The sequence below is a fragment of the Rhodopseudomonas palustris HaA2 genome (genome assembly GCF_000013365.1).
GTDB classification, from domain to species: domain Bacteria; phylum Pseudomonadota; class Alphaproteobacteria; order Rhizobiales; family Xanthobacteraceae; genus Rhodopseudomonas; species Rhodopseudomonas palustris_J.
In genome coordinates this window covers 3,157,477-3,184,041 of the sequence record NC_007778.1, presented here as the reverse complement: position 1 = coordinate 3,184,041, position 26,565 = coordinate 3,157,477, and the positions used below count along the sequence as shown (strand labels likewise).

At 65.5% G+C, this 26,565-nt stretch carries 25 protein-coding genes; 18 read left to right on the top strand and 7 right to left on the bottom strand.

Annotation, left to right across the window (positions count from 1 at the left end; genetic code table 11):
• The first annotated feature begins 8 nt into the window (after nt 1-8).
• From RPB_RS24180 to RPB_RS14055, 4 genes are all read left to right on the top strand, one after another.
• Nucleotides 9-1,814: a YadA family autotransporter adhesin gene (locus RPB_RS24180; RefSeq protein ID WP_011441680.1), complete on the top strand. Its 1,806-nt coding sequence runs from the start codon at nt 9-11 to the stop codon at nt 1,812-1,814.
• A gap of 56 nt (nt 1,815-1,870) precedes the next feature.
• Nucleotides 1,871-2,512, top strand: coding sequence for a hypothetical protein (locus RPB_RS14065; protein ID WP_011441679.1), 642 nt, complete (start codon nt 1,871-1,873; stop codon nt 2,510-2,512).
• Between the two features lie 309 nt (nt 2,513-2,821).
• Nucleotides 2,822-3,214, top strand: a complete 393-nt coding sequence (gene secG, locus RPB_RS14060; protein ID WP_011441678.1) for a preprotein translocase subunit SecG — start codon at nt 2,822-2,824, stop codon at nt 3,212-3,214.
• A 166-nt stretch (nt 3,215-3,380) separates the two neighbouring features.
• Nucleotides 3,381-5,012, top strand: a complete 1,632-nt coding sequence (locus RPB_RS14055) for a CTP synthase (RefSeq protein ID WP_011441677.1) — start codon at nt 3,381-3,383, stop codon at nt 5,010-5,012.
• A 6-nt stretch (nt 5,013-5,018) separates the two neighbouring features.
• Here the strand turns inward: RPB_RS14055 and RPB_RS14050 are convergent, their stop codons facing one another.
• The 3 genes from RPB_RS14050 to RPB_RS14040 form a co-directional block, all read right to left on the bottom strand.
• Complete coding sequence (locus tag RPB_RS14050) at nt 5,019-5,327, bottom strand: PAAR domain-containing protein (RefSeq protein WP_245258226.1); 309 nt, start codon at nt 5,325-5,327, stop codon at nt 5,019-5,021.
• A 137-nt stretch (nt 5,328-5,464) separates the two neighbouring features.
• Nucleotides 5,465-6,397, bottom strand: a complete 933-nt coding sequence (locus tag RPB_RS14045) for a class I SAM-dependent methyltransferase (RefSeq protein WP_011441675.1) — start codon at nt 6,395-6,397, stop codon at nt 5,465-5,467.
• Entirely contained in the window at nt 6,397-7,425 is a 1,029-nt protein-coding gene (locus RPB_RS14040) for a hypothetical protein (RefSeq protein WP_011441674.1), read from the bottom strand. The genes RPB_RS14045 and RPB_RS14040 overlap by 1 nt, the downstream gene beginning before the upstream one ends.
• A 262-nt stretch (nt 7,426-7,687) precedes the next feature.
• Here RPB_RS14040 and RPB_RS14035 point away from each other — a divergent pair, with 262 nt between their 5' ends.
• The 5 genes from RPB_RS14035 (at nt 7,688) to RPB_RS14015 (ending at nt 12,698) form a co-directional block, all read left to right on the top strand.
• Nucleotides 7,688-8,014 (top strand): NIPSNAP family protein, encoded by a 327-nt coding sequence (locus tag RPB_RS14035; protein WP_011441673.1) that lies wholly within the window; start codon nt 7,688-7,690, stop codon nt 8,012-8,014.
• Between the two features lie 30 nt (nt 8,015-8,044).
• Nucleotides 8,045-8,914, top strand: coding sequence for a VOC family protein (locus tag RPB_RS14030; protein ID WP_011441672.1), 870 nt, complete (start codon nt 8,045-8,047; stop codon nt 8,912-8,914).
• The gene (gene kdsA, locus RPB_RS14025; protein WP_011441671.1) at nt 8,911-9,774 is read left to right on the top strand and encodes a 3-deoxy-8-phosphooctulonate synthase; all 864 of its coding nucleotides are present in this window, start codon (nt 8,911-8,913) and stop codon (nt 9,772-9,774) included. Before RPB_RS14030 ends, kdsA begins: the two co-directional genes overlap by 4 nt.
• Nucleotides 9,774-11,003, top strand: a complete 1,230-nt coding sequence (locus RPB_RS14020; protein ID WP_011441670.1) for an MFS transporter — start codon at nt 9,774-9,776, stop codon at nt 11,001-11,003. Before kdsA ends, RPB_RS14020 begins: the two co-directional genes overlap by 1 nt.
• A gap of 183 nt (nt 11,004-11,186) precedes the next feature.
• On the top strand, nt 11,187-12,698 hold the full coding sequence (locus RPB_RS14015) for a L,D-transpeptidase (protein ID WP_011441669.1): 1,512 nt from the start codon (nt 11,187-11,189) through the stop codon (nt 12,696-12,698).
• A gap of 73 nt (nt 12,699-12,771) precedes the next feature.
• On the opposite strand, the gene mdoH is transcribed toward RPB_RS14015, so the two are convergent.
• The 3 genes from mdoH to queF form a co-directional block, all read right to left on the bottom strand.
• Nucleotides 12,772-14,913: a glucans biosynthesis glucosyltransferase MdoH gene (gene mdoH / locus RPB_RS14010; RefSeq protein ID WP_049824691.1), complete on the bottom strand. Its 2,142-nt coding sequence runs from the start codon at nt 14,911-14,913 to the stop codon at nt 12,772-12,774.
• 8 nt (nt 14,914-14,921) lie between these two features.
• Complete coding sequence (locus tag RPB_RS14005) at nt 14,922-16,433, bottom strand: glucan biosynthesis protein G (protein WP_011441667.1); 1,512 nt, start codon at nt 16,431-16,433, stop codon at nt 14,922-14,924.
• Nucleotides 16,434-16,528: 95 nt separating this feature from the next.
• Nucleotides 16,529-17,005, bottom strand: a complete 477-nt coding sequence (gene queF, locus RPB_RS14000; RefSeq protein WP_011441666.1) for a preQ(1) synthase — start codon at nt 17,003-17,005, stop codon at nt 16,529-16,531.
• Nucleotides 17,006-17,137: 132 nt separating this feature from the next.
• Between queF and eno the strand changes: the two genes are divergently transcribed.
• The 3 genes from eno (at nt 17,138) to RPB_RS13985 (ending at nt 20,662) form a co-directional block, all read left to right on the top strand.
• Nucleotides 17,138-18,421: a phosphopyruvate hydratase gene (gene eno, locus RPB_RS13995; RefSeq protein ID WP_011441665.1), complete on the top strand. Its 1,284-nt coding sequence runs from the start codon at nt 17,138-17,140 to the stop codon at nt 18,419-18,421.
• Nucleotides 18,422-18,636: 215 nt separating this feature from the next.
• Nucleotides 18,637-19,773 carry a zinc-binding dehydrogenase gene (locus tag RPB_RS13990; protein WP_011441664.1) on the top strand — a complete coding sequence of 379 codons (1,137 nt, stop codon included), beginning with the start codon at nt 18,637-18,639 and terminating at the stop codon, nt 19,771-19,773.
• Between the two features lie 85 nt (nt 19,774-19,858).
• Entirely contained in the window at nt 19,859-20,662 is an 804-nt protein-coding gene (locus RPB_RS13985) for a hypothetical protein (RefSeq protein ID WP_011441663.1), read from the top strand.
• A gap of 4 nt (nt 20,663-20,666) precedes the next feature.
• Here the strand turns inward: RPB_RS13985 and RPB_RS13980 are convergent, their stop codons facing one another.
• Nucleotides 20,667-21,278, bottom strand: a complete 612-nt coding sequence (locus RPB_RS13980) for a LysE family translocator (protein WP_041798726.1) — start codon at nt 21,276-21,278, stop codon at nt 20,667-20,669.
• Nucleotides 21,279-21,381: 103 nt separating this feature from the next.
• Between RPB_RS13980 and RPB_RS13975 the strand changes: the two genes are divergently transcribed.
• The 6 genes from RPB_RS13975 (at nt 21,382) to RPB_RS13950 (ending at nt 26,556) form a co-directional block, all read left to right on the top strand.
• Nucleotides 21,382-22,527, top strand: a complete 1,146-nt coding sequence (locus RPB_RS13975; protein WP_011441661.1) for a CaiB/BaiF CoA transferase family protein — start codon at nt 21,382-21,384, stop codon at nt 22,525-22,527.
• 119 nt (nt 22,528-22,646) lie between these two features.
• Nucleotides 22,647-23,204 carry an NADPH-dependent FMN reductase gene (locus tag RPB_RS13970; RefSeq protein ID WP_011441660.1) on the top strand — a complete coding sequence of 186 codons (558 nt, stop codon included), beginning with the start codon at nt 22,647-22,649 and terminating at the stop codon, nt 23,202-23,204.
• A gap of 52 nt (nt 23,205-23,256) precedes the next feature.
• Complete coding sequence (locus RPB_RS13965; RefSeq protein ID WP_011441659.1) at nt 23,257-23,574, top strand: FtsB family cell division protein; 318 nt, start codon at nt 23,257-23,259, stop codon at nt 23,572-23,574.
• Nucleotides 23,575-23,725: 151 nt separating this feature from the next.
• The gene (pdhA, locus tag RPB_RS13960) at nt 23,726-24,760 is read left to right on the top strand and encodes a pyruvate dehydrogenase (acetyl-transferring) E1 component subunit alpha (protein WP_011441658.1); all 1,035 of its coding nucleotides are present in this window, start codon (nt 23,726-23,728) and stop codon (nt 24,758-24,760) included.
• Nucleotides 24,761-24,851: 91 nt separating this feature from the next.
• Nucleotides 24,852-26,255, top strand: coding sequence for a pyruvate dehydrogenase complex E1 component subunit beta (locus RPB_RS13955; protein WP_011441657.1), 1,404 nt, complete (start codon nt 24,852-24,854; stop codon nt 26,253-26,255).
• Between the two features lie 4 nt (nt 26,256-26,259).
• The gene (locus RPB_RS13950) at nt 26,260-26,556 is read left to right on the top strand and encodes a DUF5076 domain-containing protein (RefSeq protein ID WP_011441656.1); all 297 of its coding nucleotides are present in this window, start codon (nt 26,260-26,262) and stop codon (nt 26,554-26,556) included.
• Nucleotides 26,557-26,565: the final 9 nt, after the last annotated feature.

Below are 26,565 nucleotides of genomic sequence, written 5' to 3'. Positions count from 1 at the left end.
GGGGCGTTATGGAAATGCTGGCCGTATCCAAGCAACAAACATGTCGCCCGAAAATCGGCTGGCGCGCCGCATGTTCGGCCGGACTGCTGACGGCAACGGCCCTGACGCTCTGGACCGGAGGCGCCTCGGCTGCGGATTATGCAGCGGGCGGCGGCACGATCAACGCGCCGTCCGGGTTTGCAACGGCGGTTGGGGACAACGCGCAGACTACAGGCGAAGCTGCAACGGCGACAGGCGCGAACAGCGCCGCCACCGGCAACTATGCCACTGCGATGGGCACGAGCAGCATCGCCACAGGTGGCTATGCCACTGCGAGCGGTTCCTACAGTTCAGCTCAGGGCTCGCAGGCAACCGCGACGGGAGCGAACAGTAGCGCTACTGGTATAAACGCGACCGCGAACGGTGCTTTTGCCATCGCCAACGGCGACAGCGCCACCGCGACCGGCGCGAGCGCCAATGCCGACGGCGCGACCGCGACGGCGACCGGCGCGGTCAGCAATGCCCTCGGAGCCTCGGCGACCGCGACTGGCTGGCGGAGTGCCGCTACCGGCGATTCAGCAACGGCGACCGGCGCGGCCAGCAATGCCGCCGGCACATTCGCGACCGCCGCTGGCGTGAGCAGCGCCGCCACCGGCAACTACGCCACCGCTACGGGCGCATATAGCGTCGCACAAGGCTCGAACGCGACCGCGACCGGCCAGGCGAGCAACGCCATCGGCCAATTCGCCACCGCCACCGGCGAAAGCAGCAGAGCGACCGGTTCGAACGCGACTGCGACCGGCCAGAACAGTCTTGCAACTGGAAATAGAGCCACTGCGACGGGCGGCGATTCGAACGCGGACGGCGCCTTTGCGACCGCGACAGGCAATGAAGCTCAAGCCCTTGGCATCCGGGCGACAGCGACAGGTGCGGGGAGCAGGGCAACTGGCGACGATGCCTCTGCGATGGGAATGAGCAGCCTCGCCACCGGCGCCGGCGCAACGGCGGTGGGTGCGAACACCACTGCAACGGGCGGCTCCGCCAGCGCGTTCGGGTTCGGCAGCATCGCCGACGGGGAAGCCACCACGGCGCTCGGCGAGACCAGCCTCGCTTCGGCGACCGGGGCCACAGCCGTCGGACGGCGAAGTGCGGCGCAGGCTGTCGCGGCAACCGCGCTCGGCAACGCGGCAGTGGCCACCGGGGTCAACGCCACCGCGCTGGGCGAGACCAGCGTCGCCTCGGCGACCGGGGCGACAGCCGTCGGGCAGGGAAGTGCGGCGCAGGCGGTCGGGGCGACTGCACTCGGCAACGCGGCGATGGCGAACGGCCTCAATGCGATCGCGCTCGGCGCCAATTCGCAGGCGCTCGGCGTCAACTCCGTGGCGATCGGCAGCGGCTCGGTGGCGACACTCGCCGACACCGTGTCGTTCGGCACAGCAGGCAACGAGCGGCGCCTCACCAATGTCGCGGCCGGTATTAATCCCACCGACGCCGTCAACGTCAGTCAGCTCAGCGGCATCACCTCGGCGATCCAATCCCAGATCGGGTCGCTGCAATCTCAGGTCGGCTCGCTGCAGTCACAGATCGGCGAAAACCGGACGGAGGCACGGCGGGGCATTGCCGCGGCGGTCGCGGCCGCCAATGCGCCGATGCCATCCGGTCCGGGCAAGACAACCTGGCAGATGCGCGGCTCGACCTTCCATGGCGAAGGCGGCTTCGGCTTCGGCTTCGCTCACCGCTTCAACACCTCGATGCCGCTCGCCGTCGTCGCCGGCTACGGTAATGGCGGCGGCACCGAGCACACGGCCTATGTCGGCATCGGCGGGGAATTCTGACCGGTGCCGCCGACGAAGCTGGCGTTGAGGGGCAGGCCTCGGGTCTGGCAGCACGCATGCGCAACTTGAGATCTCATGATGGCCCGGTGCGTCTGGAGCCACTGCTGGCCGCGGCCTTGGTGCTTGCCAGCGCCATGTCGGTGGCTCCGGCGGGCGCTCAGCCAGCCAAGCAGGCCCAGACGGAAAACGCCGCGCCGAAGCCGGCGCAGATCGACCGCAACGGTGTCCTCATTCTGATCAGGTCGACGCTGCTGGCGCTCGATCAGGCCAACAAGACCGGAAACTATACGGTGCTGCGCGATCTCGGCGCTGCCGGATTTCAGATCAATACGGCGGCGCGTCTGGCGGAAATCTTCGCCAAACAACGCAACGAAAATCTCGATCTGTCCGGTGTTGCGGTGATCGAACCCCAGCTCAACCTGCTGCCGCAGGTAGAGGCCAATGGACTGATGCGGATGGCGGGGTTTTTTCCCTCGGTGCCGTCGCAGGTCAATTTCGAACTCACCTTTGCACCCGTGAACGGGCAATGGCGTCTGTTCGGCTTGTCAGTGTCGATCGGGCAGGCGGCTCCCGTCGCGCCGCAGCCGCCCGCAGCCGCCAATCAACCGCCGTCGGCCGAGGCCAAGATGCCGTCGGCAACCGTGCCGCAGCCCCGATCGGCAAAGCCGAATCCGCCGCCAGCGCCGAATAAGCCGTAGGAGAAGGACGGATCGCTTCGAAGCATCTGGATTGATGCGACGCTCCGATCTTTTGTGAAAGGTTGGAAACGCGTCATACAATACTGATCTAAAATGTGAAATCTGGATTCAGCGGTGATGTCGCCGAGCGGCGGCGCGGTGATTTGGCGGCTGTCACGATGTTCCGGCTTTTGCCGTCCGGGGGTGACAATGCCCCCATCGATCGTGTAGACACCGCGCGACTTCGTTTATCCCGCAAGCCTGTCGAGCAGCCGCGCGCTGGCGCCATGTCGGCCTTTCGGCGATCCAGGCTTGTGATGGAAGGGTATCATGCAGACTGTCATTATCGTCATCCACCTGATGTTGGTCCTCGGGCTGATCGCCACCGTTCTGTTGCAGAAGTCAGAGGGCGGTGGCCTGGGCGTCGGTGGCGGTGGTGGCGGCGGCTTCATGTCGAGCCGTGGCACCGCGAACCTGCTGACCCGGACCACGGCGTTTCTCGCGGTCGGTTTCTTCATCACCAGCCTGCTGCTGTCCTGGCTCGCGACCTACAACCGCAAGCCGACCACGATCCTTCCGACCGCGGCGCCGACCACCCAGCAGGCGCCGGGCGTCCCGGCGCCGCCGGTCTCGCAGGGCGGCGGTCTGCTCGATTCGTTGAAGCAGGCCGACCAGCCGCAGAATCAGGCCCCGGCCGCTCCGGCCCCACCGCAGTCGCAATAAGCATTGCCGGCATGCGCTGGCGGTAGCTGTTGAAGAGTCTGAGCTGCCGTCAGTAACCGTATGAAGGCGCTGATCTTTCAGCGTCACCCACAGGCATTTCGAAGTTCGCCCATTAGGGACGAATCGCTTTGGCGAATCGGACCGAGGGCCTTAAAGGTAGGGTCCCATGGCGCGGTATATTTTCATCACCGGCGGCGTGGTCTCCTCGCTCGGCAAGGGTCTCGCATCAGCGGCACTCGGCGCGCTGCTGCAGGCGCGAGGCTACAAGGTCCGCCTTCGCAAGCTCGATCCCTATCTCAATCTCGATCCCGGGACGATGTCGCCGTATCAGCACGGCGAAGTGTTCGTGACCGACGACGGCGCCGAGACCGATCTCGATCTCGGCCATTACGAACGGTTCACCGGGCGGCCCGCCACCCGGCAGGACAACATCACCACCGGTCGGATCTATCAGGACATCCTGACCAAGGAACGCCGCGGCGACTATCTCGGTGCCACCATCCAGGTGGTCCCGCACGTCACCAACGCGATCAAGGACTTCATCGTCGATTCCAACGACGGCTACGATTTCGTGCTGGTCGAGATCGGCGGCACCGTCGGCGACATCGAAGGCCTGCCGTTCTTCGAGGCGATCCGACAGATCAAGAACGATCTGCCGCGCGGCGACGTGATCTACATTCACCTGACGCTGCTGCCCTACATCCCGAGCGCCGGCGAATTGAAGACCAAGCCGACCCAGCATTCGGTCAAGGAGCTGCGTTCGATCGGCATCCAGCCCGACATCCTGCTGTGCCGCACCGACCGTCCGATCCCGAAAGAGGAACGGCGCAAGCTCGGGCTGTTCTGCAACGTCCGCGAAAGCGCGGTGATCGAGGCGCGCGACGCCGACAGCATTTATGCTGTGCCGGAGGCGTATCACGCCGCAGGCCTCGACGACGAAGTGCTGGCGGCATTTGCGATTGCGGCCGAACAGCCGCCGGCGCTGGAGCGCTGGCATCAGATCAACGAGCGTATCCGCAATCCTGAAGGCGCGGTGACGATCGCCATCGTCGGCAAATACACCGGGATGAAGGACGCCTACAAGTCGCTGATCGAGGCGCTGTCGCACGGCGGCATCGCCAACAAGGTCCAGGTCAAGCTCGACTGGATCGAGAGCGAAGTGTTCGAGAACGAGGACCCGGCGCCGTTCCTCGAGCACGTCAACGGAATCCTGGTGCCCGGCGGCTTCGGTCAGCGCGGCGCCGAGGGCAAGATCAAGGCGGCGCAGTTCGCCCGCGAACGCGACGTGCCGTATTTCGGCATCTGCTTCGGCATGCAGATGGCGGTGATCGAGGCGGCGCGCAATCTCGCCGGCATCGAGCAAGCCAACTCGACCGAATTCGGCCCGACGGCGGAGCCGCTGGTCGGCCTGATGACGGAATGGCTGCGCGGCAACGAGTTGGAGCGGCGCTCCAACGCCGGCGACCTCGGCGGGACGATGCGGCTCGGCGCCTATCCGGCGGCGCTGAAGCGCGGCAGCCGGGTGTCGAAGATCTACGGCGACGTGCTGGAGATTTCAGAGCGCCACCGCCATCGCTACGAGGTCAACACCGCCTACAAGGACCGGCTCGAACAGCACGGCCTGCGCTTCTCCGGCATGTCACCGGACGGTGTGCTGCCGGAGATCGTCGAATACGAGGATCATCCGTGGTTCATCGGGGTGCAGTTCCACCCCGAACTGAAATCACGCCCGTTCGAGCCGCATCCGCTGTTCTCGTCCTTCATCGAAGCGGCGCTGGTGCGCAGCCGGCTGGTGTAGTTTCCATCACTTCGGGCAGCCCGCCGTGGAATCGCCCGCGCGTGCCATCGGCTTGCCGTTGATGAAGACGTTGCTGCCGCCGCCGACCACCACGCCGCCGCAATTGGTTCGACCGCCGACCACTGCGGCGGGTTTGCCGCTGATGAACACGTTCGTCGAACCTTCGACGATGGCCCCGTCCGACGTGGTGTCGCCTGCGCGTGCCGCCGGCTTGCCGTTGACGATGACATTGTCGCTACCGCCGGTGACCACGCCTGGCGTCTGCGCCGACGCCGAGCCGCTCACCACCAGCAGGAGCCCGATCTGCAACAGCATTCGCCTCATCGACACTTCTCCGGTAATTGAGTGGGCGGCAGGCCCCGTGTGGCTCACTGCCGTCCACTCCACAATAGCATGGGAATGTCGGCGTGACCGCGGCTGCGGGCCAGGCGGCAGGGCGTCGTCACCTGGTTTCAGATTGCGATCACGATCCCGAACTGGCTGTCGTCCTCGAGGCGCGTCAGTTCCATCTGTGATGGGTCCAGCAGACCGCTCATACGGCCCTTCTCGATCCGATAGACGATCTGCCCGCGCATCTCGATGACGCGCCGGCCGGTCAGCCGCAGCAGCCTCTCGGCGATTTCGTCCGCCTTGAAGTGCCGGAAGTGAAACCGGAACAGGTCGCGGTTGACGGCGAAGGGTAGTCCACTTTCGAGCGGAAACGACAGCAGTATCGGCCCTCGTGTCGCGGCGCCCACTTGCCGGAGGAAATCATCGCAATCCTCGACGTGCTCGAGGGATTCGAAGCAGACAGCGAAGTCGGCGGCGTTTCTCGTCAGCTCGAACGGGAAACAGGCCTGCCGGAAGACCACACGGTGGCCGCCATAGGCCGTCTCTGCGAGGGCGACCGCCGGCGCCGAGCCGTCGATCCCGACGATCCGCGCACCGCAGCGATCGGCGAGGATCCGCGCGCCGTAACCGTTGCCGCAGAACATATCCAATCCGGTGGTGTCGCGTGGCGGTTGCAGATGGGCTCGCAGCCAATGCGCAGCGAACTCGTAGCGCGCGCTGTGATCGCGCCGGATCATGTCGATCTGTGGGCTGGTCTGACGCTCGCCGCTATCGAGCTGAAAGTCATGCGGATGGCCGGGCTGGGTCAGATCCTCCACGAAGAGATCGCCCAGCGCCGCCCGAACCCCTGCGGCACAGGGATCGACGACCAGCGCGCGCCAGAGTTCGATTTCAGCATCCTTCGTGAGCCCGAGCTGCTTCTGCGCCACGGCGCGCAGGAGATAGGCGTCGACGTCGATTGGGTCATCATGGGAGATCGCATCGAGGCTGGCCATGGCGTCGGCGAAGCTCTGCTCCTGCAGCAGCGAGATGATCGTGTCCCAGCGCTCGTTCATCAGGCGACGACCCTGTCGATATGCCCGAAGCCCCAGTCGGCATTCAGCGCACGCCTCAGGCGATCCTTTTCCAGCGAAGACGGCGTTTTCGATAGGATGTCTTCATGCCCGGCCAGCAGCGCCTCCCAGGTTCGCGGCGAGTACCAGCCGGCATTCTGCGGCACCGCGTCACCGAAGCCGCCGCCATCCGTCGGCGGGGCCTCGCCGAACCTGACAGCCGGCTCCTTCAGGGCAATCGTCTGCTTGCCGAACAGCCGCGCCTCGATCAGGCCGCTGGAATTCAGCGCGCAGACGGTCTCGGTCTCGGGCTGCGCCAGCAGTTGGTAAAGATTGATGTCGGTCGAGGTCACCGACCGCAACGAGCTCATCGCCTTGCGCGTTGCGGAGTCCGGCGGATCGTAGGGGTGAGGCTTGAACAGTGTCGCGGCGGATCTGGCGCAGAGATCGATCAGAGCCGGCAGATGATCGCCCAGATGGGTGAAGCGTCCGGTGCCGATGTCGAGCACCGATCGATCGTCGGGGACCTGTCCGAGAATAATGGTCGTCCCGGGCGTCAGGCCCAGCGGCCGCATGAAGCTCGCCTTGCTGCGCACGAAGCCGGCGCGCAGAATGCACTCGCGTGGATCGAGCATGTCGTGCAGCAGCAATCGATGGAGCGCGGCCCGGTTGGTTCGCGCGGCGAACACGACGTCGTCGAGGAAGCGCACGGGATACAGAATCAAATCGATGACCGCGATTCCCGCTTCGTCGAAAATCCTGCAGAGCAGATCTGGCAGTTCGTAGCCGACCACAAGGGTTCCGCGAAAAGGCGCCGCCAGAGCTTCCGAAATCTCGGGCCGGCACGGCCTCGAGCGACAGAAAGCGTCCCCAGCCTTCGATCGACAGCGGCAGGCCCGCTGCTTCGAACAGATCCGGGGTGTGGAAATAATGGTGATCCTGCACGAGTCCGCGATCCCAGGACGTCGTCGTGACGTTCCATCCTGCGAGTCTTGCGGCCGTGCCGACAATGCCGTCGAGCCAGCGGACATGTTTCCAGGTCGCGCTTTCCCAGGTCGGTCCAACCCGAAACGGACGGAGAAGGTCAGCGGTCAGAGAGAGCCTTGCAACCATGGGATTTCACGTCGGCTCTTTTGCCTGCGGGCTGGATGTCGGGTTTAACGACGAGGACGACCAATCCAGGCGATCCACGACGATGAATTGGGCAATGCCGACCGAAAGCGCGATCTCCGCGAGCCCCAAGACAGCGCGCCGAGTGGCGGCTATAAGGCCTCCGCAACGATCGGAGGGACCATGATCTACGAATCCCGGGTGTACCGCTGCGTGCCCGGCCGTCTGCCGGCGCTGCTGAAGCGGTTCGAAACCATCACGCTGAAGATGTTCGAAAAACACGGCATCCGTCAGGCCGGCTTTTTCACGACCCTGGTCGGCGCGTCGAACCAGGAGCTGACTTATTTTCTCGCTTGGGAGAGCCTCGCCGAGCGCGAGCGGAAATGGGCCGCGTTCGCGTCCGACCCGGACTGGCTGGCCGCCAAGGCGGAGACCGAGGCCGACGGCCAGATCGTCGACACCATCACCAATCAGCTGCTGCTGCCGACCGCGTTCTCGGCCGTCAGGTAATCGTGCAGCGACGATGAAAGCCTTGTCCTGATGCCGTGCGGTCTCGACCATATCGTTCATGCAGTGCGCGACCTCGACGCCGCGGCGGAGGCTTATCAGCGGCTCGGTTTCAGCGTCGGCGCGCGCAACCGCCATCCCTTCGGCACGCACAATCGCATCGTGCAACTCGACGGCTTCTTCGTCGAAATCCTCACTGTCGCCGAACCCGAGAATATCGAACCGCATCGCGCGGACGCGTTTTCGTTCGGCGCTTACCAGCGCGACTATCTGGCGCGGCGCGAAGGCTTCTCGATGCTGCTGCTCGCAAGCCGCGACGCTGAGGCCGACGCGCGCGGCTTCGCCGCGGTCGGGATCGGCGCGGGCGAGATCTTCAGTTTCGGCCGGGAAGGGCAGCGGCCCGACGGCAGCATCGTCAAGCTCGGGTTCACGCTCGCATTCGCACGCGATCCGCTGTCGCCGGACGCGGGCTTTGCGGCGTGCCGGCATCATCATCCGGAGAACTTCTGGAATCCGTCGTTCCAGATTCACGCCAACGGCGCGCGTGCGGCGGCGGCGGTCGTGATGATTGCCGACAACCCGACTGATCACCATATCTTCCTCGGCGCCTTCACCGGGGTGCGGGATCTGCACGCGTCGTCGATCGGCGTCATTGCACAGACCGAGCGCGGCGACATCGACATCGTCGAGCCGGTGTCGTTCCGCGACCAGTACGGCGTCGCCGCCGCGGTGGATGCGGAGGGCGCGCGTTTCGCCGGATTGCGGATTGCCGTGGAGGAGACGGCCGTGGTTGAACGCCTGTTGCAGCAGAACGGGATCGGCGCGACGCGCCACATCGACCGCCTGGTCGTGCCGGATGTGTGCGGCGCGACGCTGATCTTCGAACAAGGAATGGTCCGTTGAACAAAAGCATTGCACCCGCGCCTGTCGTCGCAGCGGGAGACGTCAAATTCGGCAACGCACTGCCGCTATCGGTGATCGCCGGCCCGTGCCAGCTCGAGAGCCGCGCGCATGCGCTCGAGGTCGCCGCGGCGCTGCAGGAGATCGGCAAGCGGTTGGGCATCGGCATCGTCTACAAGACGTCGTTCGACAAGGCCAATCGCACCAGCGCGGCGAGCGCGCGCGGAATCGGCCTCGACGGCGCGCTGCCGATATTCGCCGAGATCCGCGACAGCATCGGGCTGCCAGTGCTCACCGACGTTCACGAAGCCGGGCAATGCGCCCGCGCCGCGGAGGCGGTGGATATCCTGCAGATCCCGGCTTTTCTTTGCCGGCAGACCGATCTGTTGCTGGCGGCGGCTGCGACCGGCAGGATCGTCAACGTCAAGAAGGGCCAGTTCCTGGCGCCGTGGGACATGGGCAATGTCGTCGCCAAAATCACCAGCGCCGGCAACCCGAAGGTGCTGGTGACCGAGCGCGGGGTGTCTTTCGGCTACAACACGCTGGTCTCCGACATGCGCGCGCTGCCGATTATGGCCAAGACCACCGGCGCCCCGGTGATCTTCGATGCCACGCATTCGGTACAGCAGCCGGGCGGCAAGGGCACCTCGTCGGGCGGCGAACGTGAATTCGTGCCGGTGCTGGCGCGCGCCGCGGTCGCGGTCGGCGTCGCCGGTGTGTTCATCGAGACCCATCCCGATCCGGATCACGCGCCGTCCGACGGCCCCAATATGGTGCCGCTGCGCGACTTCGAGAGCCTGCTGCGCACGCTGATGGAGTTCGACGCGCTCGCCAAGCGGCGGTCCGGAGCCGGAACGATCTGATGTCGCAGGGCGACAGTGCGGTCGTTCGGCCGAGCCTGCCGCCCGCGTTGAAGATCATTGCGCTGTCGGGCTTTGCCGCTAGCCTGTCCGCCCGCGCGCTCGATCCGGTGCTGCCGCGGATCGCGTCGGAATTCTCGGTCTCGATCGCCACCGCCGCAGGTCTCGCCGCCGTGACGGCCTTCACCTTCGCGGTGGTGCAGCCGGCCATCGGTGCGCTCGCCGACATGTTCGGCAAAGCTCGACTGATGATCGTCTGCCTCGCATTGCTCGGCTTCGCGAGCCTGCTCGGCGCGGTGTCGTCGTCATTCGAGGTCCTGTTTCTGTGCCGGATTCTCGCCGGCATCGGAGCCGGCGGCGTGTTCCCGGTGGCGCTGGGGCTCACGAGCGATCTGGTCGAACCTGGGCGGCGGCAGGTCGCGATCGGGCGCGTGCTCGGCGGCTCGATGACCGGCAATCTGCTCGGCGCCTCGGCCTCCGGCGTGATCGGCGACGTGCTCGGCTGGCGCGGTGTGCTGGCCGTGCTCGGCGTCCTGGTGATCGTCGCTGCGTTGGCAGTGTCGTTCGGCTTTCGCAATAAACCGATGCGTCCTGGCGCACCGATGGATCTGGCGGCCTTACGCCGCGGCTATCGGACCATCTTCAGCAATCCGAATGCTCCGATCTGCTTCGCAGCAGTATTGGTCGAGGGGACCTGCGTGATGGGGGCGTTCCCCTTCGTCGCCGCCTTCCTGCACGATCAGGGGCAGGAATCACTGGCGGTCGCCGGGCTGGTGATCGCGGGCTTTGCTGTCGGCGGGCTGCTCTACACGCTGACCGTCGCACGACTGCTGCCACGGCTCGGCGTTCGGGGCATGATGATCGGTGGCGGCGCGCTGGTCGGCCTGCAGTTGGCGATCATCGCGTTCGGGCCCCCGTGGCAGGCCCAGGCCGTGGCGTTCGTGGCGATGGGGATGGGCTTCTACATGCTGCACGGCTGCGTGCAGGTGTTCGCCAGCGAGCTCAGTGAGACCGCGCGCGGCACCGCGATGTCGCTGCATTCGTTCTTTTTCTTCCTCGGCCAGACGACCGGCCCGATCGCCTACGGCTTCGGCCTCGCTCATGCCGGTAAAGTTCCCACGATGCTGATTGCCGCCATCACGATGCTGGCGCTGGGGTTTATTCTTGCGGTGGTGTTGCGACCGCGACCGCCGACTGATGCGGTCGAGAGCCCACGGCCGGATCCTGCGTGAGGCATCCTGCCGGCTGTCGGGCCGGTGAGAATCACCGTTAGGATGGGTCAGCCAGAAGAGTTGCCGTCGAAATGGCGGTGACGTCATGCCTGGACCATTTTGCCGGCAATAATGCTGCGGACATCGATGCGAGCGAGGATCGGCGTGGTGAATGGACTGAAGGCCGGACGACGGGGCGAGACGATGCGCCGTTTGCAGATTGCAGCCGCGGGCGCTGTGGTGGCGATGGCCGCTCTGACGACCCTGGCGGAGGCTGCATCGACTAAGCGAACGCGGCCGGCCCCGACCGAGACGGTGGCGCCCCGGCCGGCCGGCGAACCGATTATGGCGATCATCTCGATCAAGTCGCAGCAGGTCACGCTGTACGACGCCGACGGCTGGATCCTGCGCGCGCCGGTCTCCACCGGCACTACGGGGCGGGAGACGCCGGCGGGCGTGTTTGCGATCCTCGAGAAAAATCGCGACCATCGTTCGAGCATGTACGACGATGCCTGGATGCCGCATATGCAGCGCATCACCTGGAACGGCATCGCGCTGCATGGCGGCCCGCTGCCGGGCTACGCCGCCTCCCATGGCTGCGTGCGGATGCCCTATGGCTTCGCGGAGACGCTGTTCGACAGGACGCGGATCGGGATGCGGGTCATCGTCTCGCCGCAGGACACGGCCCCGGTGGATATTTCGCATCCGGCGCTGCTGGTGCCGACCCCGGACGCCAGTTCAGCGGCGCCGGTGCGCGCGCAGACGCTGGCGCGTGAGGCCGATGAAGCCGCCGCCGCCGCAGTCGACGCCAAGAAGGCCGCCAAGGCTGCGGCCCGCGAGGTGGCCCCGCTGAAGGCTACGCTTCGGGCACTCGAACGGGCCAAGGCACGGGCCGAGGCGGAGCTGAAGCGTGCCGACAAAGTGCTCGGTTCCGCCAAAACCGACGACGCCCGGGCCAAGGCCGAGACGCAGCAGCAGAAGGCCGCGCAGCGGGCCGGGGAGGCTGCGGCCCAACTCGCCAATGCGATCGCGGACGCTGAAGCCAAACGGGCGCTGGCCGACAGTACCAAGGAAGCCGCCAGGGCGGCCGAGACGAGGAAGGCAGAGACGGCGCACGTCGCTCTGGACGCCAAGCTCGCGCAGGAGCCGGTCTCGATCTACATCAGCCGCGAAACGCAGAAGCTCTACGTCCGCCGCAACACCCACAAGCCCGCGCCGGACGGCGGCGGCGAGGTGTTCGACGCCAGCATCGAGGTCCCGGTCACGATCCGCGATCCGCATCGGCCGATCGGCACGCATATCTTCACCGCCATGGCGAAGACGGACATCGGGCTGCGCTGGAGCGCGGTGACGATCGACGAGGGTGACGGCGCCAGGGCGGCGCTGGATCGCATTACGATCCCGAAGGAGGTGCTCGACCGCATCGGCCCGACGGCGCTGCCGCGCAGCTCGATCGTGATTTCGGACGAGCCGCTGAGCGTCGAGACCAACTACCGCACCGAATTCGTCGCGGTCCTGAAAGACCATCCGCAGGGCGGCTTCATCACCCGCAAGCCGACACCCGCTGTCATGGTGGCCGATCGCGACGACGGTTGGGACGACGGCGGCTTCGGCTTTTTCTTTCAGCGCGGGCCGGAGCCGCAGCCGAGAAACTACCGGCAACAGCGCGGCGGCCGCGTCTACCCGCCGCAACCGACGCCGGGCTGGGGCTGGTAGCAAGCGCCAAGCGCCGCGCGATGCGGGGACTGGTGAGTTCGCCGCCGTAGAGCCCGGCCCGGGGGGCGCGCCGTCAGTGTGACTCGCCGGCGTGTTCCGGCGATGCGGGCATCGCCACGACACGGCGGAGCAGGTCCGCGTTACCCATCAGCGCGCGTTTTTCCGGCTTGTTCAGCCAGGCCACGATCTCCTCGAAATAGTCCGCGTCGTCGACCATGGCGCGGGCGAGCGCCAGGTTCGGATCGACGCGGCCGCGCGCGCGCGGCGGGTGGTGCGACAGGCCGGCGATGTGGAGGTCGAACAGGGGACGGTTCTGCCGGAACGCGACCAACGGGTCGTCCTCGCCCTCGGACGCCGGCAGCGTCGCGGCGATGTCGCGGACGCGGGCGAGGATCGGCGGCGGATCGAGGTCCTCCGGCGTTGCCAGCAGCGCGGGCCGCGCCGACGTCGAGCGATTGGTGAGCGCAGCCACAGGGATTGCCAGCACGAGGCCGAGGACCACCGGGGTCATCCACCAAAACAGCGGCCAGGAGACCAGCAGCGCGCTGGTCGCCATGGCGATGCCGATCAGCGTCGGCAACGCGTAGCGGCGGGCGACGTCGCCGAACGGGATCGAGCCGTCGCCGCGATGTTGAAGCTGCCAGCCGGAATCCTGACCCATCACGATCTGGCCGACCGCAGTAGATTGGAAGATCATCATCACCGGTGCGGTGAGGCCCGACATCAGCGTTTCGAACATCAGGCCCGCGAAAGCGCGAAAGCCGCCGCCGAAGCCCAGCCGCGTGTCGCGCCGGATCAGCACCAGGATCAGCGCGAGCAGCTTCGGCACGATCAGCAGGCCCATCGTGGCGGCGAACACCCAGGCCGCGCGGATCGGGTCCTGCGCCGGCCAGACCGGAAACAACGAGAAGTCCTTCGGGAAGTATTCCGGTCGCACATACTGCGCCTGCAGCGAAATCAGGATACCGGCGACCAGAAAGGCCAGCCACATCGGCGCGGTGATATAGGCGCCGATCCCGGTGAGGAAATGCAAACGCGAGACCCAATGCAGGCCGTGGGCCGGCAGGATCGCGGCGTGCTGCAGATTGCCCTGGCACCAGCGCCGGTCACGCGCCGCGAAATCCAGCATCGTCGGCGGCACCTCTTCGTAACTGCCGCGTAGCGTCGGCACCATGTGGATGCGCCAGCCGGCGCGACGCAACAATGCCGCTTCAACGAAATCGTGGCTGAGAATGCTGCCGCCGAACGGCTTGCGCCCGGACAGGTTCGGCAGGCCGGTGCAGGCGGCGAACGCCGCCACCCGGATGATCGCGTTGTGGCCCCAGTAATTACTTTCCGAGCCGTGCCACCAGGCCACGCCGGCGGCGATCATCGGGCCGTACATCCGCCCGGCGAACTGCTGCAGCCGCGCGAACAGCGAACGCGCATTGACGACGACCGGAAGAGTCTGGATCAGCCCGACGTCGGGATGCCGCTCCATCGCTGCCGCGAGCCGCACCAGCGCGTCGCCGGTCATCACGCTGTCGGCGTCGAGAATGACCATGAAGTCGTAGCCGCCGCCGAACCGCTTGACCCAATCCTCGATGTTGCCGGACTTGCGGGCGTGATTGTCGGGGCGGTGGCGATAGAACAGCCGGGTGTTGGTCGTCGCCAGCGCCAGAAAGCACTTTTCTTCGAGCGCCCAGACGGCGGGATCGGTCGTATCGCTGAGGATATACCAGTCGAACTGAGCGCCGCTGCCGGTTGCGTCGGTCGACTCGCGGGTCGCCTGCAGGCGGGCGAGGACGGTTTGCGGGTCTTCGTTGTAGGTCGGCAGCAGCATTGCGACTTTGGCGCTCACCGCAGGTAGCGGGCCATCGGTGTCGAGATCGAGGTTGTCGCGCCAGCCGCGGAGCAGCGCGGCAAAGCCGGCGAGCCCGGAGACGAACGACAGCGCCACCCACGCGAACAGTACGGCGAACAGCGCCAGCACGATGCCTTCGATGATGGTGACGCCGCCGACCTTGAGGACCTCATACATCTCGTCGACGCCCGCATAGGTCAGCAGCGCCGTGGCCAGCATGATCAGCGACCGACGCCATCGGCCGGAGCTGGCCGACGGCAGATGCACGGGCTCGGGAGCCTCGGTGAAGGATTGCACGGGCATCGCCAGCGGGGCGTCTGCAGGGAGGGGATCTGGCAGCCCCAGCACGATCTCGGCCTCGGCCGCGCCCATCGGCCGGGCTACGGGACCCATCGATAGACCCAGACTTCGGATAGCGCGGTGTCGCCCGCCATCAGGATAGCGCGGAGCTCGATCGGCGGCTGATCGGTGATCAGGTTGAAGCTGAGCCGCCAGCCGTCAGTCAGCGGGTTCGGCAGGCTGACCACGTTGCGGATCTCCCCCTTGTTGGTCGTGACTTGGCCTCGAACCGCTCCGGGATCGAGGCCCCTCAGCTTGTCGCCGGTGATATCGAGCACGAACAGCCGGTCGTTGTCGGCGCGCGCACTGACGCCGGTGCGGGTGAAGCGGGCCAGCGCGGACGGCTTCGGCGTGTCCGGCCCCCAATGCAGGCGGTAGGTGTAGATGTGCTCGCCCTTGGCCTTGAGCGGCCCCTTCGGCTCCCAGAACGAAGCGATGTTGTCGTGGACTTCTTCCTTGGTCGGAATCTCGACCAGCTTCACCACGCCTTCGCCCCAGTCGCCGATCGGCTCGGCCCACAAGCTCGGCCGCATTTCGAAGCGCGACTCCAAATCCTGATAGGCCTCGAATTTTCGCTCCCGCTGCATCAGGCCGAAGCCGCGCGGGTTCTGGTCGGCGAACGAACTGATCTGCAGGTCGCGCGGATTGCACAGCGGGCGCCACAATTGCTCGCCGCGGCCGTTGAAGATTCCCAGCCCCTCGGAATCGTGCACCGCGGGTCTAAAATCCGCCGCATCGGCGGGGTCGTTCGGTCCGAAGAAGAACATGCTGGTCATCGGCGCGAGGCCGGCATGCTGCAGATCGACGCGCGGATAGACCGCAGCTTCGACGTCGAACACCGTGGTGTCGCCCGGACGTATAGTGAACCGATAGGCGCCGGCGACGCTCTTGCTGTCGAGTAGGGCGTGCACCACCATCGACGAAGCGTCGGGAGATGGCCGCTCCAGCCAGAACGCCTTGAAAAGCGGAAACTCCTCGCCGCCGCTCTGCCCAGTGTCGACCGTCAGTCCGCGCGCGGACAGGCCGTACTGCTCGCCTTTCGCCACCGCACGAAAATACGATGCGCCGAGGAAGACGCAGAGCTCGTCGTAGTAGTCCGGCTTGTTAATCGGGGCGTGAATCCGGAAACCGCCGAAGCCGAGATCGGCGTCCGGCGATGGCGGCGGCGTGTCACCGAACGAGAAGTCGCCGGCGCGATATGGGACAGGCTTCGCCTGACCACCTGTCACTTCGTAGATGTTGATGCGGTTGTTGTAGAGAAAGCCGCGATGGAAGAACTGCACCTGAAACGGCAGGTGATCGCTGCGCCACAGCGCACGCTCCGGATTGAAGCGGATTTCGCGGTAGGCGTCGTAGTTGAGGTTAGCGAGCGGTGATGGCAGCTTGCTGTCGGGCGTCTGATACGGCTTGCCCGCGAGCTCGCGCGCCAACTGGCGCACCACCGAGGGATCGAAGGGTTGGGATTTATCCGCGGCCTGCGCGAACGACGAGCGGGCCTGGGACTGCAACAGCGGAATCGCTGCAAGACCAGTGAGAACCTGCCGACGATTCAATGGGACGCTCCAAGAGTCGAGAAAGTTCCAAGTCAACGTTCCCGACGTCGTGAAGTTCCCTTTGCTCGCAACTGCGAAGATGTGCGGCCGCGCGATTATCCACGCCCGCGATAGGTTGCGACGCCCTGATCCGGCACCCAGACGTTTTTCGGCAGTTTCCCGGTCTGCCAGAACACATCGATCGGAATTCCTCCGCGCGGATACCAATAGCCGCCGATGCGCAGCCATTTCGGCTTGATCTCGGCAGCGATCCGCTTGCCGATCGACACCGTGCAGTCCTCGTGGAAGCCGCCGTGATTGCGGAAGCTGGCGAGATACAGCTTCAGCGATTTCGATTCCACCAGCCAGGCGCCCGGCGCGTAGTCGATCACCAGATGGGCGAAGTCCGGCTGGCCGGTGACCGGACACAGCGAGGTGAATTCCGGCGCGGTGAAGCGCACCAGATAATCGGTGCCGGCCTGCGGATTGGGGACGCGGTCGATCTGGGCGGCGTCGGGCGTGGCCGGCCAGGCGACGGCGCGGCCGAGTTGCAGGCCGGCTGATTTGGAGGTTTTGCGGGGCGATCTGGACATGGGGGTCTCCGTTGCCGCCGTCTTAGCCTTTCGTCACCCGCCCGTCATCTCCGCGACGGCCTTTTCCGCCCCGAAGCCATGCTGTAGAAGCGGCGCAATCCTTGTCCCGTAGAAATCCGCAGTGAGGCTCCCATGACCGCCATCGTCGACATCATCGGCCGCGAAATTCTCGACAGCCGCGGCAACCCGACCGTCGAGGTCGATGTCGTGCTGGAGGACGGCTCGGTCGGCCGCGCGGCGGTGCCGTCCGGGGCCTCCACCGGCGCCCACGAGGCGGTCGAGCTGCGCGACGGCGACAAAAGCCGCTATCTCGGCAAGGGCGTGCTGAAGGCGGTCGAGGCGGTCAATGGCGAATTGTTCGACGCGCTCGGCGGCATGGATGCGGAAGCGCAGGTCCAGATCGACCAGACCATGATCGAGCTCGACGGCACCCCGAACAAGAGCCGACTCGGCGCCAACGCCATCCTCGGCGTCTCGCTCGCCGTCGCCAAGGCGGCGGCGTCGTCCTACGACCTGCCGCTTTATCGCTATGTCGGCGGCACCTCGGCGCGGACGCTGCCGGTGCCGATGATGAACATCATCAACGGTGGCGCTCATGCCGACAATCCGATCGATTTCCAGGAATTCATGATCATGCCGGCCGGTGCCGCGAGCTTCAGCGAAGCGCTGCGCTGCGGTTCGGAAATCTTTCACACGCTGAAGGGCGAACTGAAGAAGGCCGGCCACAACACCAATGTCGGCGACGAGGGCGGCTTCGCGCCGAACCTGCCGTCGGCCGATGCCGCTCTGGATTTCGTGGTCTCGGCGATCGGCAAGGCCGGCTACAAGGCCGGCGAAGACGTGATGATCGCGCTCGATCCGGCGTCGACCGAGTTCTTCAAGAACGGCAAATACGTCTATGAAGCGGAAGGCAGGAGCCTCGGCCCGCAGGAGCAGGCGAAGTATCTGGCCGATCTCGTGGCGCGCTATCCGATCGTGTCGATCGAGGACGGTATGGCCGAAGACGACATCGAAGGTTGGAAGGCGATCACCGGCCTGATCGGCGACAAGTGCCAGCTGGTCGGCGACGACCTGTTCGTCACCAACGTCACGCGGCTGTATGACGGCATCAAGAACGGCTACGCCAACTCGATCCTGATCAAGGTCAACCAGATCGGCACGCTGACCGAAACGCTCGCCGCAGTCGAGATGGCGCACAAGGCCGGCTACACCGCAGTGATGTCGCATCGCTCGGGCGAGACCGAGGACTCGACGATTGCCGATCTCGCGGTCGCCACCAATTGCGGGCAGATCAAGACCGGCTCGCTGGCGCGCGCCGACCGCACCTCGAAGTACAACCAGCTGCTGCGCATCGAGCAGGAGCTCGGCACCCAGGCGCATTTCGCCGGCAAGGCGGCGCTCAAGGCGTTTCGCTGAGCGCGAACTCCGCCATTGCGAGCCAACGGGGCGGCGCGAAGCGCCGCCCGATGACCGGCTCCGCGAAGCGATCCATCCTTAGGCTGGATGTCAGAACTGGATTGCTTCCTCGCTTCGCTCCTCGCAATGACGGATAGGTTATCAACGCGGTCTTGAACCCCGCGCGCGACTGCTCCAAGGTGCCGCCGCGCTGACAAAAAGCAGGGAGAAGACGCGTGACCGAGGCCACCACCGGACTGCAACTGCGCTCGCTGATCAAAGCGAGCGGCGATCTCGAAGTCTCGCTGGTGCCGGTCGACATCCCGGAGCCCGGCGACGATGAGGTCGTGGTCCGGATCGCGGCGACGCCGATCAATCCCTCCGACCTCGGCCTGCTGTTCGGCGCCGCCGACATGTCCACTGCCGAGGCGTCCGGAACGCCGGATGCGCCTGTAATCACCGCCAAGGTGCCGGACGCGGCGATGAAGGCAATGGCCGGACGGCTCGACGAGTCGATGCCGGTCGGCAATGAAGGCGCCGGGACGGTGATCAAGGCCGGCAGATCGGATTCGGCGCAGGCACTGCTCGGCAAGACCGTGGCGATGATCGGCGGCGCGATGTACGCGCAGTATCGCGTCATCAAGGCGGCCGACTGCCTGCAACTGGCCGAAGGGACCACTGCCGCCGAAGGCGCGTCCTGTTTCGTCAATCCGCTGACCGCGCTCGGCATGGTCGAGACGATGAAGCGGGAAGGTCACAAGGCTCTGGTGCATACCGCCGCGGCGTCGAATCTCGGCCAGATGCTCAACCGCATCTGCCTCCAGGACGGAATCGATCTGGTCAATATCGTGCGCAGCGAGGCGCAGGCCAAGCTGCTACGCGACATCGGCGCCAAATACGTGGTCGACTCGTCGTCGTCGACTTTCATGGCCGAACTCACCGACGCACTGGCGGAGACCGGCGCGACCGTCGCGTTCGACGCGATCGGCGGAGGCCGACTGGCCGGGCAGATCCTCACCTGCATGGAAGCGGCGATCGCCAAGACGTCGAGCGGGCCCTACAGCCGCTACGGCTCCAATGTGCTGAAGCAGGTTTATATCTACGGCGGGCTGGATACGCGGCCGACCGAGATCGTCCGCAATTTCGGGATGATCTGGGCGGTCGGAGGCTGGCTGCTGTTCCCGTTCCTGCAGAAGATCGGCGCGGCAGATGCGGCGCGCCTGCGTGCCCGCGTCGCCGCCGAGATCAAGACCACCTTCGCCAGCCATTACACCCGCGTGGTGTCGCTGAAGGAGGCGCTGACGCTCGACGCCATCGCGGTCTACAACAAGCGCGCGACCGGCGAGAAATTCCTGATCGATCCGACCAAATAATCGCCGCGATCGGCTGCAAATCATGCTGGATGGGGCTGAGATTGAGAGTTAGTCTCAGCCGGCGCGGGCAAAGCAGGACATGATCATGGACCAGATGACTGAACGGCGTCCGTCGGATCTGACGGAGGCGACCTCGGCTTTGATCAAACACATCGTCGAGGCAGTCGAATCGGCCGCCGTGGTGATGGAGCCGTTCTACCATCTCGAATTCGTGGGGATCTTTCCCGCGGTGATTTACGCGGCGATGCTCGCGGCCCTGCCGCGAAGCAACGATTATCGGCCGATGCACGGCCGCAGCAAGGGCAATGATCTCGCCGACGGCACCCACACGCGGGTGAAGATCGACCTGTTTCCGGAATACATCCGGCACCTGCCGCCGGAACAACGCGGGGTCTGGCAAGTCGTCGGCAATGCCTTGTGCTCGGAGCCGGTCAAGAACGCTTTCCGCCGCAAGCTCGCTCCTGCGCTGGAAAAGCGGTTCGGCCCAGAATTTCATGATGTCGGGATGTTTCCGATCCCGATCCTGACCCGCGATATTCCCGGCTACAAGATCACGCCGCACACCGACACGCACTGGAAGGGCATCACCGTGCAGCTCTATCTGCCGCGCGACGAGGCCAATACCGATATCGGCACCATCTTCCACGATGTGCTGCCCGACGGCTCGATGCCGAAGGCGCGACAGATGAAATTTGCGCCGAATTCCGGCTATGCGTTCGCAGTGGACAAACACACCTGGCACTCCGCGGACCCGGTGCACGACCGGGTGGAGACCCGCGACAGCATTCTGCTGACCTATTTCGTCGATCAGGGCGTCGTTAAGGTGCTGCGCAATCGCGGCAAGCGTATCGGCAACTTCCTGCTCAACGAAATCCGCGCGCGGACCTGACGCCTCAGCGCTCCGCGGTCGCCAGCTTGGCGCCGAGGGCGACGAAGGCGGCCGCGAAGCTGCGGCGCATCCAGGTCAGCACTTTAGGCCGCGTCACGACGTGGTCGCGCAGCCAAGAAGCGAACAGGCCGTAGATCGCGAATACGACGAATGTCATCAGCATGAAGATGGCACTCAGTTCGACCATGCGGCCGAGCGGATGTGCGTCGTCGGCCGAGACGAACTGCGGCAGGAAGGCGAGGAAGAAGATCGACAACTTCGGATTGAGGATGTTGATCAGCACGCCGGTCACGGTCATCTGCAGCGCCGAGCGCGCCCCGACCTCCGCCTCGACACTCAGCGGGCCGCGCTCGCCGAGCGTCTTCCACGCCATGTAGAGCAGATAGGCCACGCCGAGATATTTGAAGGTCTGGAACGCCACCGCGCTGGTGTGGAGCAGGGCGGCGAGCCCCACGATCGCCGCCGCCATGTGCGGGACGATCCCGAGCGTCGAGCCGAAGGCGGCGATCAGGCTGGCCCGCGATCCGCGCGAAAGCCCGGCCGCGATCGTGTACAGCGCGCCCGTGCCGGGCGAGGCCACCACGATCAACGAGGTGATGAGGAATTCGGCGCTGATCGTCATGGCAGGGTCCCACTGTTGAGATGGACTTGCAATTTGCGTCTCGGCACGGAAACAGTGCCGCGCCAACCCCGGCATGTCTATCGAAACGGAGCAGCAGATGGGTGGACCGCTCGCCGGCCTGAAGGTGATCGAGATCGCGCAGGCGATCGCAGGGCCGATGGCCGGCATGATCCTCGGTGACATGGGGGCCGACGTGATCAAGATCGAGAAGCATGACGGCGGCGACGACGCCCGGCACTGGGGCCCGCCCTTCATCGACGGCGATTCGCTGCTGTTTCACACCTTCAACCGCAACAAGCGCTCAGTGACGCTCGACATCAAGAATCCGGACGACGTCGCCAAGTTGAAGGATCTGGTGAAGGATGCCGACATCCTGATCCAGAATCTGCGCTCGGGCGTGGTCGCGGATTGCGGCATCGGGCCGGACGTGATGTGTGCGATCAATCCGCGGCTGATCTATTGCTCGGTGTGGGCGTTCGGCAAGACCGGACCATTGAGCCGCGAGCCGGGCTTCGATCCGTTGCTCCAGGCCTATGGCGGAGTGATGTCGCTGACCGGATCGGAGGGTGATCCCCCAACGTTCTGTGCCCCCGCGATCAACGATCGGGCCACCGCGCAATGGTGCGTCATCGGCGCGCTCGCGGCACTGCAGCAGCGCCATGTCACCGGCAAGGGCGGCGTGGTCGACACCTCGCTGTTCGATACCGCGGTTGCTTGGGTCGATATCCAGCTCAACAATTTCCTGCTCGACGGCGAGGCGCCGACGCGTCACGGCACAGCGAGCGCGACGCTGGCGCCGTACCAGGTGTTCGAGACCGCCGACCGGCCGATCGTCATTGCCGCCGGCAATGACCGGCTGTTCGCGAAATGTGCGGAAGTGCTCGGCCATCCGGAATGGATCACCGATGAACGCTTCGCCCGGGTTCAAGATCGCAGTGCGCATCGGGTCGAACTGATTGCGCTGATGCAGCCGGTGCTGACGACACGCAGCGCGGCCGAATGGCTGAGTGCGCTGAAACGCGCCGGCGTGCCGGTGAGCCCGGTCAACGATATTCCGGAGCTCGCCGCCACCGAACAGCTCGCGTCCGCCGACATGCTGCGGACAATGCCTGGAAGCAGACTCAAGGTGGCTGGACTGCCGATCATGTTCGACGGCGAGCGTCCACACCCCGTGCAGAACACGCCGAAGCTCGGCGCTCACAACGCCGAGGTTTTGGTCGATCGCGCCGACGCTGCAGAGTAGATCAAAATTTCGTCAGCACGGCGCGCGCACGGTGTCGTGTGATGCCGACGGCACCGCTGGCGCGCTAGGGTCATCTCGACCTGACCGCTCCTTCCCCGAACCTCTCAGGATTTTTGCCTATGGCCGCTCCCTATCGCGTCGCTGTCGTTGTCGGCAGCCTGCGCAGCAATGGCTTTTCGCTCCGCCTCGGCCAGGCGCTGGCCAAGCTTGCGCCCGACACCCTGAAGCTCGATATCGTGACGCTGCAGGATCTGTCGTTCTACAATCAGGATCTGGAGGCCAGCGCACCTGCCGACTGGATCACGTTCCGCGACAAGATCAAGGCGTCGGACGCGGTGCTGTTCGTGACGCCGGAATACAACCGCTCGATCCCGGGCGTGCTGAAGAACGCGATCGACGTCGGCTCACGGCCCTATGGCAAGAGCGCGTTCGACAAGAAGCCTGCCGGCGTGGTGTCGAATTCGCCCGGCGCGATCGGCGCCTTTGGCGCCAACCACCATCTGCGGCAGTGCCTGACGTTCCTCAACATGCCGGTGCTGCAGCAGCCTGAAGCCTATATCGGTGGCATCGGCGATGCCTTCGACGACGCCGGTGATCTGGTGAAGCCCCCGCTGCGGGAGTTCCTGCAGACCTATATCGATGCCTTCGCCGCCTGGGTGGCGCAGCAGCACAAATAGGCGGCAGGCGGGCGTTAGCGCTGCATTAACCGCGCTGTCGCATGGTCGATCCATGGTCACCCGGAGCCGCCTCAAATCGATCCTTGCCGGCGTCGCGCTGTACGCGATCGCGGCGGCGGCGATCGCGTATTTCGGGATCAACGCCTATACCGGGCGCTACGGGCTCACGGCGCAGCAGGAGCTCGACCAGGAGATCATCGCACTGACCTCTGAACTGGTGCGGCTGAAACACGAGCGTGCCGAGGGCGAAAAGCGCGTGGCGCTGCTGCGGTCGGATCGCCTCGACCCGGACATGCTCGATGAGCGTGTGCGCTATCAGCTCGACTTCGCCAATCCGGCCGATCTGGTGCGGATGCATCCGCAGCGCTGATCCGCATATTCCAAAAACCCACACAAACGATGTCGAAAATTACGCTTCGTTGCAGTGCGGCAAACTGAATTGCGTGTTGCGGCGCGCGGCTCCTTTCACGACTGAATAAGTTACGGTAGAGAGGCTGATCTTCTCTCTCATCGGAATCGCCATGGCCGCACCCAAGAAGAGCGCCGCGAAAGAGGCGGGGCAGGACAAGGACCCTGCACCGAACAAGCCGCGGGTCCCGGATTTCTCGAAGGAACAGGAGCTGCGCGCGTTTCGCGACATGCTGCTGATCCGCCGCTTCGAAGAGAAAGCCGGCCAGCTCTACGGCATGGGTGCGATCGGCGGATTCTGCCATCTCTATATCGGCCAGGAAGCCGTCGTCGTCGGCATGCAGATGGCGCTGCGCGAGGGCGATCAGGTCATCACTGGCTATCGCGACCACGGCCACATGCTCGCCTGCGACATGGACGCCAAGGGCGTGATGGCCGAGCTGACCGGCCGCCGCGGGGGCTACTCCAAGGGCAAGGGCGGCTCCATGCATATGTTCAGCATGGAGAAGCACTTCTACGGCGGCCACGGCATCGTCGGCGCGCAGGTCTCGCTCGGCACCGGCATCGCCTTCGCCAACCGCTATCGCGACAATGGCAGCGTCTGCCTGGCCTATTTCGGCGACGGCGCCTCCAATCAGGGGCAGGTCTACGAGAGCTTCAACATGGCGGAGCTGTGGAAGCTCCCCGTGGTCTACGTCATCGAGAACAACCGCTACGCGATGGGCACGTCGGTGACGCGTTCGTCGGCGCAGACCGACTTCTCCAAGCGCGGCATCTCGTTCAACATTCCCGGCGAGCAGGTCGACGGCATGGACGTCCGCGCGGTCAAGGCCGCGGGCGACAAGGCGGTGGCGCATTGCCGCGCCGGCAACGGCCCCTACATCCTGGAGATGCAGACCTATCGCTATCGTGGCCACTCGATGTCGGACCCGGCGAAGTACCGGACCCGCGAGGAGGTCGACAAGATCCGCAACGATCAGGACCCGATCGAGCAGGTGCGGCAGCGTCTGCTCGGGCAGGACATGACCGAGGACGATCTGAAGAAGATCGACGCCGAGATCCGCAAGATCGTCAACGAGGCGGCCGATTTCGCGCAGAACGATCCCGAGCCAGATCCCGCCGAACTCTACACCGATGTGTATCGCTGATGATGTCCGTCGCTGACGCCGATCGCGCGAATGCGCCTGTGCCGCTGTCGCGCGGCGATCGCGCGCATGATTGAATGACTGCGGAGCCCAAATGCCAACTCAAGTTCTGATGCCCGCGCTGTCGCCGACCATGGAGAAGGGCAACCTTTCGAAATGGCTCAAGAAGGAAGGCGACAAGGTCAAGAGCGGCGACGTGATCGCGGAGATCGAGACCGACAAGGCGACGATGGAAGTCGAAGCCGCCGATGACGGCACGCTCGGCAAGATCCTGATCCCCGAAGGCACCAACGACGTCGCGGTCAACACCCCGATCGCCACTATCCTCGGCGACGGCGAAAGCGCCGCCGATGCCGACAAGGCACCCGATCCTGCCGCGCAGAACAAGAGCTCGCAGTCTGCACCGCCGGCCGCAGCATCGGAAGCCGCTGAACCGAAGTCAGCGCCTGCGCAGAGTGCTCCGGAAGCGCCCGCTGTCTCGGCTGCCGCAGATCCAGACATTCCCGCCGGCACCGAAATGGTGACGCAGACCATCCGCGAAGCGCTGCGTGACGCGATGGCCGAGGAGATGCGTCGCGATCCCGACGTGTTCGTGATGGGCGAGGAAGTCGCCGAGTATCAGGGCGCCTACAAGGTGACGCAGGGGCTGCTGCAGGAGTTCGGCGCGCGCCGCGTGATCGACACCCCGATCACCGAGCACGGCTTCGCCGGCGTCGGCGTCGGCGCGGCGATGACCGGGCTGAAGCCGATTGTCGAATTCATGACCTTCAACTTCGCCATGCAGGCGATCGACCAGATCATCAATTCCGCCGCCAAGACGCTGTACATGTCCGGCGGGCAACTCGGCTGCTCGATCGTCTTCCGCGGCCCCAACGGCGCGGCCTCGCGCGTCGCCGCGCAGCACAGCCAAGACTACTCGGCCTGGTACGCGCAGATTCCCGGCCTCAAGGTGGTCGCGCCGTCGACCGCCGCCGACTACAAGGGCCTGCTCAAGGCAGCGATCCGCGATCCCAACCCGGTGATCTTCCTCGAACACGAGATGATGTACGGGCAGTCCGGCGAAGTGCCGAAGCTCGACGATTTCGTCATTCCGATCGGCAAGGCGCGCATCGCGCGCGCGGGCGAGCACGTCACGCTGATCTCGTGGTCGCACGGCATGACCTACGCGCTGAAGGCGGCCGAGGAACTGGCCAAAGACGGCATCGACGCCGAAGTGATCGACCTGCGCACGCTGCGGCCGCTCGACACCGAGACGATCATCGCCTCGGTGAAGAAGACCGGCCGCGCGGTGGCGGTCGAGGAGGGCTGGCAGCAGAACGGCGTCGGCGCCGAACTCGCTGCGCGGATTATGGAGCACGCGTTCGATTATCTGGATGCGCCGGTCAAGCGCGTGTCGGGCAAGGACGTGCCGATGCCTTACGCAGCCAATCTCGAGAAGCTGGCGCTGCCGAGCGTCGCCGAAGTCGTCGAGGCGGCCAAAGCCGTCTGCTATCGGTGAGGCCATGACCGGCCCGAAGCAACAGCCGCTGCCGCCCGACGTGGTCGGCCGCGAGGACGCCACCGAGGTGCTGCGCGCTTTCGTGCTCGACGGCGGGCTGTCGATCGCGTTCATGCGCGCCTTCGAGGAGCCCGACATGTGGGGGCTGCTGCTGGTCGACATCGCCCGCCACGCCGCGCGCGCCTATGCGCGCGAGAGCAACTACACCGAGGACGAGGCGCTGGGCCGCATCGTCGAGATGTTCGAGGCCGAGATCGCGCGCCCGTCGGATCTGGGCAGCACCACCGAACGGCCGCAGTAAGGTATTCAC